This is a genomic window from Natronococcus roseus (genome assembly GCF_043677095.1).
GTDB lineage: Archaea > Halobacteriota > Halobacteria > Halobacteriales > Natrialbaceae > Natronococcus > Natronococcus roseus.
The window spans coordinates 370,510-383,774 of sequence record NZ_JBHLJR010000005.1; the positions used below are offsets into that span (position 1 = coordinate 370,510).

Annotated in this window: 14 protein-coding genes; 8 read left to right on the plus strand and 6 right to left on the minus strand. The window is 66.4% G+C overall.

Annotated features, from left to right (window positions below):
• Genes pstB through ACFEMD_RS15900 form a run of 3 tightly spaced genes read left to right on the plus strand, consistent with a single transcriptional unit; the run spans position 1 to position 2,500 of the window.
• Entirely contained in the window at positions 1-837 is an 837-nt protein-coding gene (gene pstB / locus ACFEMD_RS15890; RefSeq protein ID WP_394742146.1) for a phosphate ABC transporter ATP-binding protein PstB, read from the plus strand.
• Positions 838-839: 2 nt separating this feature from the next.
• Complete coding sequence (gene phoU, locus ACFEMD_RS15895) at positions 840-1,499, plus strand: phosphate signaling complex protein PhoU (RefSeq protein ID WP_394742148.1); 660 nt, start codon at positions 840-842, stop codon at positions 1,497-1,499.
• On the plus strand, positions 1,499-2,500 hold the full coding sequence (locus tag ACFEMD_RS15900; RefSeq protein WP_394742149.1) for a PhoU domain-containing protein: 1,002 nt from the start codon (positions 1,499-1,501) through the stop codon (positions 2,498-2,500). The genes phoU and ACFEMD_RS15900 overlap by 1 nt, the downstream gene beginning before the upstream one ends.
• Positions 2,501-2,618: 118 nt before the next feature.
• Here the strand turns inward: ACFEMD_RS15900 and ACFEMD_RS15905 are convergent, their stop codons facing one another.
• The gene (locus tag ACFEMD_RS15905; protein WP_394742152.1) at positions 2,619-3,596 is read right to left on the minus strand and encodes a metallophosphoesterase family protein; all 978 of its coding nucleotides are present in this window, start codon (positions 3,594-3,596) and stop codon (positions 2,619-2,621) included.
• Positions 3,597-3,974: 378 nt separating this feature from the next.
• On the opposite strand from ACFEMD_RS15905, the gene ACFEMD_RS15910 reads away from it, so the two are divergent.
• The gene (locus ACFEMD_RS15910; RefSeq protein ID WP_394742154.1) at positions 3,975-5,096 is read left to right on the plus strand and encodes a CobW family GTP-binding protein; all 1,122 of its coding nucleotides are present in this window, start codon (positions 3,975-3,977) and stop codon (positions 5,094-5,096) included.
• Here ACFEMD_RS15910 and ACFEMD_RS15915 read toward each other — a convergent pair.
• Positions 5,091-5,249: a hypothetical protein gene (locus ACFEMD_RS15915; protein ID WP_169331752.1), complete on the minus strand. Its 159-nt coding sequence runs from the start codon at positions 5,247-5,249 to the stop codon at positions 5,091-5,093. The two genes, ACFEMD_RS15910 and ACFEMD_RS15915, sit on opposite strands and share 6 nt — an antisense overlap.
• 151 nt (positions 5,250-5,400) lie before the next feature.
• Between ACFEMD_RS15915 and ACFEMD_RS15920 the strand changes: the two genes are divergently transcribed.
• Positions 5,401-5,568 (plus strand): hypothetical protein, encoded by a 168-nt coding sequence (locus ACFEMD_RS15920; RefSeq protein WP_394742156.1) that lies wholly within the window; start codon positions 5,401-5,403, stop codon positions 5,566-5,568.
• A 32-nt stretch (positions 5,569-5,600) separates the two neighbouring features.
• Here the strand turns inward: ACFEMD_RS15920 and ACFEMD_RS15925 are convergent, their stop codons facing one another.
• From ACFEMD_RS15925 to ACFEMD_RS15940, 4 genes are all read right to left on the minus strand, one after another.
• On the minus strand, positions 5,601-6,545 hold the full coding sequence (locus tag ACFEMD_RS15925; RefSeq protein ID WP_394742157.1) for an MBL fold metallo-hydrolase: 945 nt from the start codon (positions 6,543-6,545) through the stop codon (positions 5,601-5,603).
• 197 nt (positions 6,546-6,742) lie between these two features.
• On the minus strand, positions 6,743-6,874 hold the full coding sequence (locus ACFEMD_RS15930; RefSeq protein ID WP_394742159.1) for a hypothetical protein: 132 nt from the start codon (positions 6,872-6,874) through the stop codon (positions 6,743-6,745).
• Positions 6,875-7,312: 438 nt separating this feature from the next.
• Positions 7,313-9,004, minus strand: a complete 1,692-nt coding sequence (locus ACFEMD_RS15935; protein WP_394742161.1) for an ATP-dependent DNA ligase — start codon at positions 9,002-9,004, stop codon at positions 7,313-7,315.
• Positions 9,005-9,096: 92 nt separating this feature from the next.
• Positions 9,097-10,257: a glutathione-independent formaldehyde dehydrogenase gene (locus ACFEMD_RS15940; protein ID WP_394742258.1), complete on the minus strand. Its 1,161-nt coding sequence runs from the start codon at positions 10,255-10,257 to the stop codon at positions 9,097-9,099.
• A 198-nt stretch (positions 10,258-10,455) separates the two neighbouring features.
• On the opposite strand from ACFEMD_RS15940, the gene mobA reads away from it, so the two are divergent.
• The 3 genes from mobA to ACFEMD_RS15955 all read left to right on the plus strand — a co-directional run bounded on the left by mobA (position 10,456) and on the right by ACFEMD_RS15955 (position 13,259).
• Positions 10,456-11,097: a molybdenum cofactor guanylyltransferase gene (gene mobA, locus ACFEMD_RS15945; protein WP_394742163.1), complete on the plus strand. Its 642-nt coding sequence runs from the start codon at positions 10,456-10,458 to the stop codon at positions 11,095-11,097.
• 201 nt (positions 11,098-11,298) lie between these two features.
• The gene (gene ilvD / locus ACFEMD_RS15950) at positions 11,299-13,038 is read left to right on the plus strand and encodes a dihydroxy-acid dehydratase (RefSeq protein ID WP_394742165.1); all 1,740 of its coding nucleotides are present in this window, start codon (positions 11,299-11,301) and stop codon (positions 13,036-13,038) included.
• Between the two features lie 65 nt (positions 13,039-13,103).
• The gene (locus tag ACFEMD_RS15955) at positions 13,104-13,259 is read left to right on the plus strand and encodes a hypothetical protein (protein WP_394742168.1); all 156 of its coding nucleotides are present in this window, start codon (positions 13,104-13,106) and stop codon (positions 13,257-13,259) included.
• Positions 13,260-13,265 lie beyond the last annotated feature (6 nt).

Consider the following 13,265-nt stretch of genomic DNA (forward strand, 5'->3'; position numbering starts at 1 on the left):
ATGGCAAGCAACACCACGAGCGACACCGAGTCACTGATCTCGACGGAGGTATCGGTTGACAGAACTCACGAGCAGATGACGGCCAACGAAACCGTCGTCGAGGCCACCGATCTCGACGTCTACTACGGCGACGAGCAGGCCTTAGACGGAATCGATATCGAGATTCCCGAACGGCAGGTGACCGCGATCATTGGTCCCTCCGGCTGTGGAAAGTCGACGTTCCTTCGGTGTGTCAACCGGATGAACGACCAGATCGACGCCTGTCGCGTCAGCGGCGAACTCGACTTCCACGACAAGAACGTCTACGACGACGACGTCGATCCCGTCGCGCTGCGCCGGAAGATCGGGATGGTCTTCCAGAAGCCGAATCCCTTCCCGAAATCGATCCGGGACAACGTGGCCTACGGGCTGAACGTCCAGGGAAAGACCGAGGACGTCGACGAGCGCGTCGAGCAAGCGCTGCGCGGTGCAGCCCTCTGGGACGAGGTGAACGACCAGCTCGACTCGAGCGGGCTCGACCTCTCCGGCGGCCAGCAACAACGGCTCTGTATCGCTCGCGCGATCGCTCCGGACCCGGAAGTTCTCCTGATGGACGAACCGACGTCGGCGCTCGATCCCGTCGCCGCGTCGAAAGTCGAGGACCTCATCGACGAACTCGTCGAGGAGTACACCGTCATCATCGTCACCCACAACATGCAACAGGCGGCCCGCATCTCCGATAAGACGGCCGTCTTCCTCACCGGCGGGGAGCTCGTCGAGTTCGACGACACCGCGACGATCTTCGAGGATCCGGCGGACGAACGGGTCGAAGACTACATCACCGGCAAGTTCGGCTAACCATGTCACGAACGGATTACCAGCGCCAGCTCGAGGCGCTTCGCACGAACGTCGTTGAGATGTCCGACCTCGCCTGCCACCGTCTCCGGCGGGCGCTCGAGGCCTACGAACGGCGGGACGCCAACCTCGCCGAGAACGTCATCGAGGGCGACCACGAGCTCAACGAGCTGTACCTCGAGCTCGAGCAACGCTGCATCGAGCTGATCGCGCTCCAACAGCCCGTTGCGGGAGATCTGCGATTTATCGCCGCGTCGTTCAAGATCATCACCGATCTCGAGCGGATCGGCGACCTCGCCGTAAACATCGCCGAGTACGCCGACCGCGGCCAGGGGAGCCGGTATCCGGATATCGATATCTCGGCGATCGGCGAGCAGACGGTCGGGATGGTCGAGGACGCCGTCGAGGCCTACACGACCGACGACGCCCCGTCGACGTACGACGTCGCGGCGACCGACGACGAGGTCGACGCGCGCTGTAAGCGGGCGAGTGAGCTCGTCGTCGAGGATCTCCTCGCGACGGAGGTCGGCGACGAGTCGCTGCTCGAGGACGTCTCCCGGACGCTGTTGACGATCCGGGACCTCGAGCGCGTCGGCGACCACGCGGTCAACATCGCCGCGCGAACGCTGTACATGGTCGACAACGACGACGAACTGATCTACTGATGAGCCAGTATCGATCGACGACCGGCTGGGACCCCGTCGAACGGAAGGTCCAGCTGGCCGGCAACTCCACGTTCGTCGTCTCGCTGCCCAAGGAGTGGGCGCTCGAACAGGACCTCGAGTCGGGGATGTCGATGCACCTGTATCCCCACGAGGATCGCGTCGTCGCCTCCGCCGAGTCGATCCCGGACCAGGATCGGTGTGCGACGATCGACGCGACGGCAGTCGGCGACGAGACGATCGTTCGACGCGTCCGCGCGGCGTACGCCGTCGGCTGCGATCGGATCACCGTCGTCGGTTCCGACGGACTCGATCCCGAGCGGCGACGCGACCTCGACCGGACGGTCGGGCGTCTCGTCGGCGTCGAGATCCTCGAGGATACCGGCGACCGACTCGTCGTCCAGGACCTGCTCGACGTCGACGACGTCTCGCTGCCACAGACCCTCCTCCAGACGCGGCAGCTCGCCCTCGAGATGCACGCCGACGCCCTCGATGCGCTGACCCGGAACGACGAGGAACTCGCCCGCCGAGTGATCGATCGGGACGACGAGGTCGACCGGCTGTTCGCGTTCGTGAGCCGGGGCTTTCACCGCGGGCTCGAGGACGTCCACGAGATCAACCGGCTCGGCACCGACCGGACCTCGGCGTTTCGCGACTATCGAATCGCCCGACAGCTCGAACGCGTCGCCGACCACGCCGAGCGGATCGCGAGCGTCGCCGTACAGCAGTCCGGGCCGCTGATCGAGGACGTCGGGAATCCGCTCGAGCTCGCGGGGGCGAACGCGCGACGAGCGCTCGAACTCGCACTCGCCGGGGAGATCGGACACGTGACGGCAACTGTCGACGAGGTCTCCGAGACGGTCGACGAACTGGACGCGACGCTCCGCGAGAGTACCGATCCGGACGCGTACGCCTACGGAACGGCTCTCGAGAGCGTTCGTCGAACGGCCGCGATCGCCGGCAACGTCGTCGACGTGATGGCCGAGTCGACGATCGACGCGTGAGGGGTCTCGGCGGAGAGTCGTCCCTCGTTCGGTGCGGGCCCCATCCCGAAACACTTCCTCGACGGCCGTAGCGTACAGACACGGACGACGGACTCGAGTTGATCCGCGTTCGCAGCGATCAGTCCGTCAGCGGCGCCCCGGCGATCCGCGGCGGCTCGTACAGCATCGGTGCATCCTGGATCGTCGTCTCGGTGATCCCCAGCAGCGTCCGGCGAAACGCCGGCCCTTCGGTCATGAGCCGGTAGGCCTCGTCCCGCCCCGTCTCGTCGGCGTGAGAGATCAGCCAGACGTTCGTCCCGGTCGCATCGATCTCGAGCAGACAGTACGCCTGCGGGTAGGAGGCAACCGCCGGGGCGATGAGCTGTCGGACGCCACCGCGTTTCACGAGCGACGGCAGGTGGTGGTGACCGGAGACGACGAGTCCGACACCGTGGGTCTCGAGGATCGACTGGAATCGATCCCGTTCGCTCATCGTGAACCACTTCCAGGTGTCGGTCTCACAGAGCGGTTCGCTGACCAGCGGGATCGGGTTGTGATGGCAGACGACGACGGGCGTCGACGCGTCCCGAAGCCCCTCGTCGAGCCACTCGAGCTGGTCGTCGGAGATCCGACCGCGGTGGGTCTCGGTGTACGGCCCGTTCCGGCCGGCTGCGCTGTTCAGGACGAAGAGATTGAGCCCGTCGAGATCGTAGCGGGCCGGAAGCGACCCCCCGGCGTACCGTTCCGCGAACGTCGCCGTCGACGGACAGCGGTGGTCGTCTCCCTGCTTCCGGAGGTCGTGGTTGCCCGGCGTCGCCAGAAAGGGTACCGTAAGGTCCTCGAGGAGGACGTCGATCCGGTCGTAGTTCCACGGCTCGCCGTCCTTCGTGAGATCGCCGGGGAACACCACGAGATCGACGTCCCGATCGTTGACGTCGTCGATCACGGCCCGAAGTCGCTGCTCGGTCCGGTGAAAGACGCGGTAGGTCCCCGACGCTCGAGTCGCGACGTGTGGGTCGCCGACGACGGCGATTCGTCGAGCCCGATCGGTTCGCGGGTGGTCGAGGCGACCGAGGAGGACGCGGTCGCCGACGGCCGACAGGCAGTTATCGCCCATCGCAGTCCTCCCGACCGATCGGCACGGCGCTCCCGCCCGGTTGCTGTGTGTTTCGAGTGCTGTCCTGCGTCGTACGGACGGACGGTTGCATACCACAGCACGCGACGCCGAGCATAAAGAACAGTTATATTAGCAGTACGTCGTCCCGCGGTGACGAAACGGGCGGTACCCTCGCGTACGTGTCGACAACCGGGGCCGCCAGATCCCTCCGGAGCACTCGGGTAAACTCAGTAGGTGCCGTCGGGTTCCGTTCTTCCGAATATACGACAGTGTGTCGTTCCTCGTCTCGATACGTGCCGAAATCGCGACGGCAGTCGGATCGGACCGAGCCCGACCCAAGGGCGTTTAGTAGCCGGCTTCCGTGCTGTACGGTACGCTATGACAGGACCAGACGACGATCGGATCCCGGTAACGATCGTCAGCGGCTATCTCGGAGCCGGCAAGACGACGCTCGTCAACCACCTGCTCACGAACGAGGCGGGGCACGAGATCGCGGTGATCGTCAACGACATGGGCGAGGTGAACATCGATGCGGACCTGATCGCCCGCGAGAACGAGGAGGAGGGGGTGATCGACCTCTCGAACGGCTGTATCTGTTGTCGGCTGCAGGGCGACCTGCTCGAGGAGGCCCGCCGGCTCGCCGAGAGCCGCGAGTTCGACTACCTGCTGGTCGAATCGTCGGGGATCAGCGAACCGATTCCGGTGGCGCGGGTCTTTCTCGAGGGCACCGAGGAAAGCGAGATCGATCCGACTGAGCAGTTTCGCCTCGATACGATGGTCACCGTCCTCGACACCTACGGTTTCTGGAAGGAGTTCGACGCGGGCGCGACGCTCCCCGAGGGTGCCCAACCCGACGAGGAGCGGCCACTGAGTGAGGTGCTTGTCGAGGGAATCGAGTTCTGTGACGTCCTCCTGTTGAACAAGACCGACATGGTTCCCGACGACGTCCTCGAGGAGATCGAAACCGTCGTCGATCGGCTTCAGCCGCGGGCCGAACGGGTGCGAACGACGTATTCCGAGATCGATCCCGACCTCGTGCTGGGGACGGGGAGGTTCGACTTCGAGGACGCGAAGCGCTCGCAGGGGTGGAAACGCGAGCTGCGCGGCGAAGGTCACGGTCACGGGAGTCACGAGCACGGCCCTGGCCACTCCGCCGCCGACCTCCATGGCGTCTCCTCGTTCGTCTTCCGGGCCGACGACCCGTTCCGACCCGACGAGCTCGGCGAGTGGCTCGAGGAGTGGGACGGCTCGATCATCCGCGCGAAGGGGGTCTGTCACGTCGCCGGCCGCGAGGAGGTGATCGGGCTCAGTCAGGCCGGTCCCGCGGTGCAGGCGGGACCGATCGGCGAGTGGCGACCCGACGACGACCGGCGAACGCAGCTCGTGTTCATCGGCCGCGAGATGGGCGAGGAGCGGATTCGCGAGGAGCTCGAGGCGATGCTGGTCGATCCGGACGAACGCGACGGGGCCGAGAGCTGGGCCGACCCGTTCCCGCTATGACTCGAGCTCGTCGCTGAGCTCGTCCCAGGACTCGTGAAACCCGTGTGTCGACTGGGTCGTCACCGACTCGGGGAGGGCGTTCTGGTAGACGTCGTCGTACTCGAGCAGCTGGCCCCAGCCGTCGGTGAACGAGTAGTTACAGTACTTGCACACGGTGACGGGTAGTACCGACGCCGACATACGCCTTTCCGTTGTCGGCGTGAAGACGTATCAACGGCACTGAAAACGGCTCTCGATCCAACAGACCCATGACGGTGCGTCGTCGAGGGCGGGTATCCGACGGCCCGCCGCCGGATCACCGACAATGAACACGAAGCGAAACGGCGCCTACGTCGCCAGCACGACCGACGTCGTCGAGCGAACCTGCGAGCACTGCGAGTGGCACGCCGTCGACGACGCCTACCCCGCCCTGATCGAACGGTACCAGGACCACCTCCGCGAGGACCATCCGCGAGTCTGGCTCCGGCGGTAGCGTCCGAGACCGACGTCAGCTTTCCGACCGACTCAGAAGTCACCGAGCGAGCGCTGGTTGCGGACCAGCGGGTACGCCTCGTAGCCCTCGACCGTCTCGAGGTGGGTCGCGAGCGCCGCGGCGGAGCCGTGCTGAGTGTAGACCACGTCGGGGTCGACGCCGCGAACGACGTCGACGAGTTCGGTGAAATCGCAGTGGTCGGACAGCGGGAACGTCACGTCGTAGTCGCCGCGGTACCGGAAGCTGTCGTTGATCGCCCACCCGGAAAACCCGGCCTTGATCGCGTCGGCGTCGCGGACCAGCGCGTCGTCGGCGCCGAGTTCCGTCTCGTCGCGGTAGCGCCGTGTATCGAAGTCGACGTCGTAGTGCTCCTCGACGACCGCGTTGATCCGCTCGGTCGCCCGCGTGACGAACAGCCGATCCCGCGAGGATCGATTCACCAAAAGCTGCAGTTCCTGGGCCCGGCCGAGCGTGTACCCGAACAGGAGCACCGGACGATCTGCGGTGTCCTCGAGCCAGTCGACGATCTCGGCCTCGACGGTCTCCTGGGGCGGCAGGACGTACTCCGGCTCGCCGTAGGTCGCCTCGATCACGAGCACGTCGGCGTCGACGGCGTCGGGATCGAACCCCTCGAGGTAGAACCGGTCTCGCGTCGAGCAGTCGCCGGTGTAACAGTAGGTCGTCCCGTCCGGGTCCGTGATGTGAGTCGCGCGCGAGCCGGGGACGTGGCCGGCGTCGTGAAGGTCGACGGCGGAGTGGGTCGTCCGCTCGAGCGGGGTGTCCTCGCGTCGAGTCCGCGCGAGCGCCGCCGTCACGTCCGAACAGATCACCGCCCCAGGATCCTCCCGGTAGAGGTGATCGCCGTGGGCGTGACTCAGCACGCGAATCCCGTCGCTCGAGCGCTCGCCGTCGCAGACGACGGTCTCGCCGTTCGTCAGATCGAACCGGATCCCGTCTCCGAGGCGAACTCGACGCATGTGCTATTCCGCAGTACGGCCGAGACGATGATGGGCGGCGTGCTTGCACTCGGTCGCGACGTCCACATCCACAACGTGTCTTCGATTCGTCGACGGCTCTCGGTCACGACCCTCGAGACGGCGGTCCTCGCGTGCTGTTTCGCCGACCCCCGGTCCGTCGTAGCGAGGGCCGCCGAGCGGCGAACACCAGCCGACGGTCACCGGTCGACGCCTCCGGAGCCGTGCGCGAAGCCGGATCTAATAACCGGCGCGAGCAGTCCGGACGCGAGCATCAGACAGAGGCCGACGACGATCAGAACGATGCCGAGGTCGGACACTATAGTAGCCACTGAAAGTCAGTGCGCACCCGATCGCACGACTGCTGTGCGATCGGTGTGCAAACCGTTTCAGTTGTTACTATAGCGCTCAGCTCCGAACGGATGGTCGTCGTGGACCCGCGTTTCGCGGCCCGCGAGCGGGCGGCGGTTCGGAGCGGCGGTGTCGATACGGTCGGTCGGATTGGGGTCGAACTCGTTCATTTTGAGGTGTGAGATCACGGCATCGGCGGTCCTTCGGTCGCCGTCGTCGACGACTCGTGATGGGGCGTTGCGGACGTAGTGGGCGCGAGCGTTGCCACTCGGTCCGGCGATACAGTAATCCCGAATTCCGCGTCGGGACCGGTCGTTTGCCGTCGAACTGGGACGTCTCGTAGTAACGGGCGACGGTCGGATAAACCGTCGCCAACCGTAGTGAAAGTGAAACAGTCTCGGTCGAGGGATGACGAGTCGCTACTGCGTCTCGAACAGCGTCTCGACCCGCTCGAGCGTGTCGACGTCCGACACCGAGAGATCCTCCCGCCGGCGCACGAATCGGGGGAACCGCAGCGCGTAGCCCGAGTCGTACGTCGGCGAGGACTGGATCTCCTCGTACTCGACCTCGAGGACGACCTCCGGACGAACCCTCACGTCGCGGCCGTCGGTCCCGGTGATCAGCGGCTCGAGCGCGTCGGTGAGGGCGGCGAGCTGGTCGTCGGTGTACCCCGTCGCCAGCCGGCCGACCTCGCTGAGTTCGTCGCGTTCGGCGTCGCGACAGGCGAGGTAGAGCCGACCGAGTTTGCCCTTTCGGCGGCCCTCGCTGTACTTTCCGCGGGTGACGACGACGTCGAGGGGCTCCATCGTCGGCTTGACCTTCAGCATGTAGCCGACGCGCCGACCCGGCTGGTACGGAACCTCGAGGTTCTTGCACATCAGCCCCTCGTGGCCGGCGGCGAGGGCGTCCGCGTAGAGCTCGCGGGCCGGCTCGGGATCCGCGCGATCGAAGCGAACGTGCTGTGCCGGTTCGATCGCCCACTCCTCGGGCTCGAGGACGGAATCGAGGCGAGCGAGGCGCTCCTCGAGCGATTCCTCGAGCAGCGACTCGCCCTCGAGCGAGAGCAGGTCGAAGAGGTAGACGACGACCGGCGTCTCCTCGGCTGCCGCCTCGATATCGTGTTCGCGTGTGATCCGGGTCGAGAGCTCCTGGAACGGCGTCAGCGCCCCGGCGTCGGGATCGTAGCCGACGATCTCGCCCTCGAGGATGCAGCGCTCGGCGGCCACGCGCGTACGGACGCTCTCGACGACGTCGGGAAACTGCTCGGTGATCTCCTCGAGACGCCGGGTGAACGCCCGCACCTCGTCGCCGTCCTTGTGGATCTGAACCCTGACGCCGTCGTACTTGTACTCGGCCAGCAGCGGCCCGTCGCTCGTCGCAACCGCGTCGATCCCGTCCTCGACGCTGTCGGCCGAATCGGCGAGCATCACCTGCAGCGGCCGGAACAGCTCGATCTCGAGGTCACGGAGGCCGTCGACGCCCGACTCGCGGGCCGTTCGGGCGACCAGCGGGTAGTCGTTCGTGAGCTGGTAGGCGTACTCGACGGCGTCGGTCGCCTCGTCGCTCCCGTCGAGTTCGGCCCGAGCGAGTGCGTCCCGGATCGTCCCCTCGCCGATGCCGATCCGGAGATGGCCCAGAACGGTGCGAACGACGTAGCGCGCCTCCTCGGGCTCGGCGTTCGAGAGCAGCTTCGCGACGGCGTCGATACGGCGCTGTTGGCTGCCCTCGCCCTCGTACTCGAGGAGGTCCCGCAGCGTCTCGAAGACCGATCCGACGGTCAGCTCGGCCGAAAACAGCGTCTGCTGGGTCTGGTTTGCGACGGCTTCGGCGGCGGCAGTGCCGAGGTCCCCGGTCTCGCGCCACGTCGTTCGGATCTCGGATTCGGCGACGCCGGTCGCCTTGCGGATCGCCTCTAGGGTGAGACTCGAGGAGATACCGAGATCGGCCCCCTCGTACGCCGGCGTTACCTTCCCGCGAAACAGCGGCAGGAGCATCTCGAGCTCGTCGGTCGCTGCGTCCGCGAGCGTTTCGGCGACGATCGCGGTCTTCTCGTCGGTCGAGGCGGTCGCGTCGATGCGGCGATAGGACTCGACGAGGTCGGCGTACTGCATGAACAACTGGGGTAGGCAGCGAAGCGGTAAAACTCCGTAGCCGGCACGCTCTCGGGCGGAGATCGCGCAAAAATCGTCGGCGACCGTCGGCTTCAGGGCTCGAGCAGGACCTTGATGACGCCCTCCTCGCGGTCGTCGAAGCGCTCGTACATTTCGGGGGCCTCCTCGAGGTCGACCCGGTGGGAGACGACCCAGCTGGGGTCGGCCCGCCCCTCGATGATCATGTCGCGGAGCTGGCGGTTGTACTGCTTGACGTTACACTGGCCGGTACCGAACTTGTGACCTTTCTCGAAGAGCTTCCCGAAGTCGATACCGAGTCGGCCCTGCTGGGCCATCTCGTCGGGTCCGCCGGGATCGGAGGGGACGTACAGTCCCGGGATGCCAAGCTGTCCCGTCGGCCGCACGGTCTGGATCAGCTGGTTGAGCACGACCGCGGGGTTCTCGCGGGCGGGGTCGTAGGCGTCGTCCCCCGGATCCGTCTCGGGGTCGATCGCCTGGTAGCCGACGGCGTCGACGCCCTTGTCGACCTGGTCGCCGTGTGCCTCAACGATCTGGTCGACGGGGTCGCCCTCCTCGAAGTTGATCGCGTGAGCGTCGCAGTGGTCTTCCGCCATCTCGAGGCGGCTCGGCACCCGATCGACGACGTAGATCTCCGAGGCACCCTGGATCTTCGCGCTGTAGGCGGCCATCAGACCGACGGGGCCGGCGCCGTAGATGGCGATCGACTCGCCGGGCTGGAGGTCCGCCAGTCGGGTGCCGTGCCACCCCGTCGGGAAGATGTCGGCGAGCAAGGCGAACGAGTCCTCGTGTTCGTCTCCCTCGGGCAGTTTCAGGGCGTTGAAGTCGGCGTACGGGACCCGAAGTTTCTCGGCCTGGCCGCCCTTGTACGGCCCCATCGCGACGTAGCCGTAGGCGCCGCCGGCAAAGCCCGGGTTGACGTTCGTACAGAAGCCCGTGTAGCCGTCCTCGCAGTTCTGACAGAAGCCACAGGCGACGTTAAAGGGCATGACGACGCGGTCGCCCTCCTCGAGGGTCGAGACGGCGTCGCCGACCTCGCTGACGATCCCCATATTCTCGTGGCCGAAAACGATCCCCTCCTCGGCTGCGGTTCGGCCCTCGTACATGTGGAGGTCCGACCCGCAGATACAGGTCGTCGTGATGTCGACCATCACGTCGTTCGGATGCTGGATCTCCGGCTCGTCGACTTCCTCGACGGCTACCTCGTGCGGTCCCTGATAGACGACAGCGTTCATTGACATTTGGTATCTGTCTCCACAGTACTTGCCACGGGTTCGGGGGGTAAATGTTGCTGTGATCACTGGTTCATGATTTGTGTGTAATTATTATCTATGTTCCTCAGCTAGCATCCGGTACGGGCAGCGGATCGGACGAACGGTCGGTTTCGCATCGTCCCCGACAGGTATTACGGCTCCCCACTCCAAGCGCCGACTATGAGTTCCCACTCCCAGCGATCACTGTCGGGGGTCGTCCTCGCGGGCGGCTACTCGACCCGGTTCGGCGAGGACGACAAGGCAGTAGCGGAGCTCGCGGGAACGCCGATGATCAGGCGGGTCGCCGATCGGCTCGCGACGGTCTGTGACGAACTCGTAATCAACTGTCGCGAGGACCAGCGCGAGGCGATCGAGGCGGCGATGGTCGACTTCCCCGAGCCCGTCGCGTTCGCGACCGATCCCGAACCCGATCGCGGACCCCTCGCGGGGATCGCCGTCGGGCTCGAGACGGCCACCCGAGAGTACGCCGCGGTCGTGGCCTGTGATATGCCGTTCGTCGACCCTACCCTGCTCGAGGCGCTGGCCGACCGCGCCGAGGGCCGCGACGGGGCGCTCGTCGAGCTCGATGACGGCTGGTACCAGACGACCCAGGCGGTCTACCGAACCGAGCCGATGGCCCGGGCCTGCGCCGACGCCCTCGAGGGCGAGGACGGGCGGATCCTCGCGGCCCTGGAAGAACTCGACACTGTCGTCGTCGACGAGGGCGAACTCGAGAGTGTGAGCGGGGATACCTTCGAGAGCATCGACACTCGGGAGGCGCTTCGGAAGGCGGCTACCCGGTTCGAGACTCCGAGCCACTGATACTGTCGGACGGAACTATTCGAAGATCGATCGCTCAGCTGTGGCCGTTTCCCGAGGCAACGGCCGCGAACTCGCGATCGACTTCTCTCTGACTTCCGCCCGACAGTATGACCGACGACCGAACCCGGGAGCCGGCACCCGATCGCCAGCAACCCTTGAGGAGAAGGCGTGACTTATGTCCCCTCGAGACAAGGGCCGACCATGAGCAGCGACGATCGGTTCGACCACGGGAAAGACGAGCGCCTCCAGAGCCGCGAGGTCACGGAGGGCGCCGAGAAGGCCCCCCACCGCGCGATGTTTCGCGCGATGGGGTTCGACGACGAGGACCTCTCCTCGCCGATGATCGGCGTGGCGAACCCGGCCGCGGACATCACGCCGTGTAACGTTCACCTCGACGACGTCGCCGACTCGGCCCTCGAGAGCGCCGACACCGCCGGCGGGATGCCCATCGAGTTCGGCACGATCACGATTTCGGACGCGATCTCGATGGGGACCGAGGGGATGAAGGCGTCGCTGATCTCCCGGGAGCTGATCGCCGACAGCGTCGAACTCGTCAGCTTCGGCGAGCGCATGGACGGGCTCGTCACAATCGGGGGCTGCGACAAGAACATGCCCGGCATGATGATGGCCGCGATCCGAACCGATCTCCCCTCCGTGTTCCTCTACGGCGGGTCGATCATGCCCGGCGAGCACGAGGGCCGTGACGTCACCATCGTTCAGGTCTTCGAGGGCGTCGGCGCCTACGGCACCGGCGAGATGGACGCCGAGGAGTTAGACGATCTCGAGCGCAGCGCCTGTCCCGGCGCCGGCTCCTGTGGCGGGATGTTCACCGCGAACACGATGGCCTCGGTTTCGGAGGCCCTCGGCCTCGCCCCGCTGGGCAGCGCCTCCCCGCCCGCGGAGGACGAGGAGCGCTACGACGTCGCCGAGCGCGCGGGCGAACTCGCCGTCGAGGTCGTCGAGGCCGACCGCCGTCCCTCCGACATCCTCACCCGCGAGTCCTTCGAGAACGCCATCGCGCTCCAGACCGCGATCGGGGGCTCGACCAACGGCGTCCTCCACCTGCTGGCGCTCGCTCGCGAGGCCGGGATCGACCTCGAGATCGAGGATTTCGACGAGATCTCCCGGCGCACGCCGAAGATCGCCGACCTTCAGCCCGGCGGCAACAGCGTGATGAACGACCTCCACGAGCTCGGTGGCGTGCCGATCGTCGTCCGGCGACTGCTCGAGGCGAACCTGATCCACGGCGACGCCATGACCGTCACGGGGCGAACGATCGCCGAGGAGCTCGAGCATCTCGAAGCCGAGCGCGAGCTCCCAGCCGACGAGGAGATCGAGGCCGACTTCCTCTACACCGTCGACGAGCCCAAACAGGAGGAGGGCGCGATCAAGATCCTGACGGGCAATCTCGCCCCCGGCGGCGCCGTCCTCAAGGCGACCGGCGAGGACCAGTTCCACCACGAGGGTCCCGCCCGGATCTTCGAGACCGAAGAGGAGGCCATGCGGTACGTCCAGGAGGGCGACATCGAGAGCGGCGACGTGATCGTCATCCGCAACGAGGGTCCCCAGGGCGGACCGGGGATGCGCGAGATGCTCGGCGTCACCGCCGCGGTCGTCGGCGCCGGCCACGAAGACGACGTCGCGCTGATCACCGACGGCCGGTTCTCCGGTGCGACGCGGGGTCCGATGATCGGCCACGTCGCGCCCGAGGCCGCCGTCGGCGGCCCGATCGGCCTGCTCGAGGACGGCGACGAGGTCATCATTGACATTCCGGAGCGGACCCTCGCAGTCGACGCCAGCGACGAGGAACTCGAGGCTCGACGAGAAGAGTGGGACCAGCCCGAGCCGGCCTACGACGCCGGCGTGCTGGCGAAGTACGGCCGCGACTTCGACTCGGCGTCGAACGGCGCCGTGACCAACCCCGGCGTCAAGCGGGAGTAGCCTCCCTTCGATTTCCTGCACGGGTCTTTCCCGGACCCGTCCCCGACTACCGAACAGGGCGAGGAATGCACAAGTACTGTCTCGAGTGTGACTGGCGGGCGAGTACGGACGACGGGGACACCCAGCAGGAGGTCTCGCGGAAGGCGATCGACCACTTCGTCGAGACCGGCCATACGGTGGACTCGATACGGCTCCCGCCGTCCTGCGTCAGCAAAAATTAGCGGTGC

Bases quoted from the DNA above. Each gene is read 5' to 3' on its own strand.
- ilvD (WP_394742165.1), top strand. From the start codon at position 11,299: ATGAGCAGCGACGATCGGTTCGACCACGGGAAAGACGAGCGCCTCCAG.
- ACFEMD_RS15955 (WP_394742168.1), top strand. From the start codon at position 13,104: ATGCACAAGTACTGTCTCGAGTGTGACTGGCGGGCGAGTACGGACGAC.
- phoU (WP_394742148.1), top strand. From the start codon at position 840: ATGTCACGAACGGATTACCAGCGCCAGCTCGAGGCGCTTCGCACGAAC.
- ACFEMD_RS15905 (WP_394742152.1), bottom strand. From the start codon at position 3,596: ATGGGCGATAACTGCCTGTCGGCCGTCGGCGACCGCGTCCTCCTCGGT.
- ACFEMD_RS15910 (WP_394742154.1), top strand. From the start codon at position 3,975: ATGACAGGACCAGACGACGATCGGATCCCGGTAACGATCGTCAGCGGC.
- ACFEMD_RS15925 (WP_394742157.1), bottom strand. From the start codon at position 6,545: ATGCGTCGAGTTCGCCTCGGAGACGGGATCCGGTTCGATCTGACGAAC.
- ACFEMD_RS15900 (WP_394742149.1), top strand. From the start codon at position 1,499: ATGAGCCAGTATCGATCGACGACCGGCTGGGACCCCGTCGAACGGAAG.
- ACFEMD_RS15920 (WP_394742156.1), top strand. From the start codon at position 5,401: ATGAACACGAAGCGAAACGGCGCCTACGTCGCCAGCACGACCGACGTC.
- ACFEMD_RS15935 (WP_394742161.1), bottom strand. From the start codon at position 9,004: ATGCAGTACGCCGACCTCGTCGAGTCCTATCGCCGCATCGACGCGACC.
- mobA (WP_394742163.1), top strand. From the start codon at position 10,456: ATGAGTTCCCACTCCCAGCGATCACTGTCGGGGGTCGTCCTCGCGGGC.
- pstB (WP_394742146.1), top strand. From the start codon at position 1: ATGGCAAGCAACACCACGAGCGACACCGAGTCACTGATCTCGACGGAG.
- ACFEMD_RS15940 (WP_394742258.1), bottom strand. From the start codon at position 10,257: ATGAACGCTGTCGTCTATCAGGGACCGCACGAGGTAGCCGTCGAGGAA.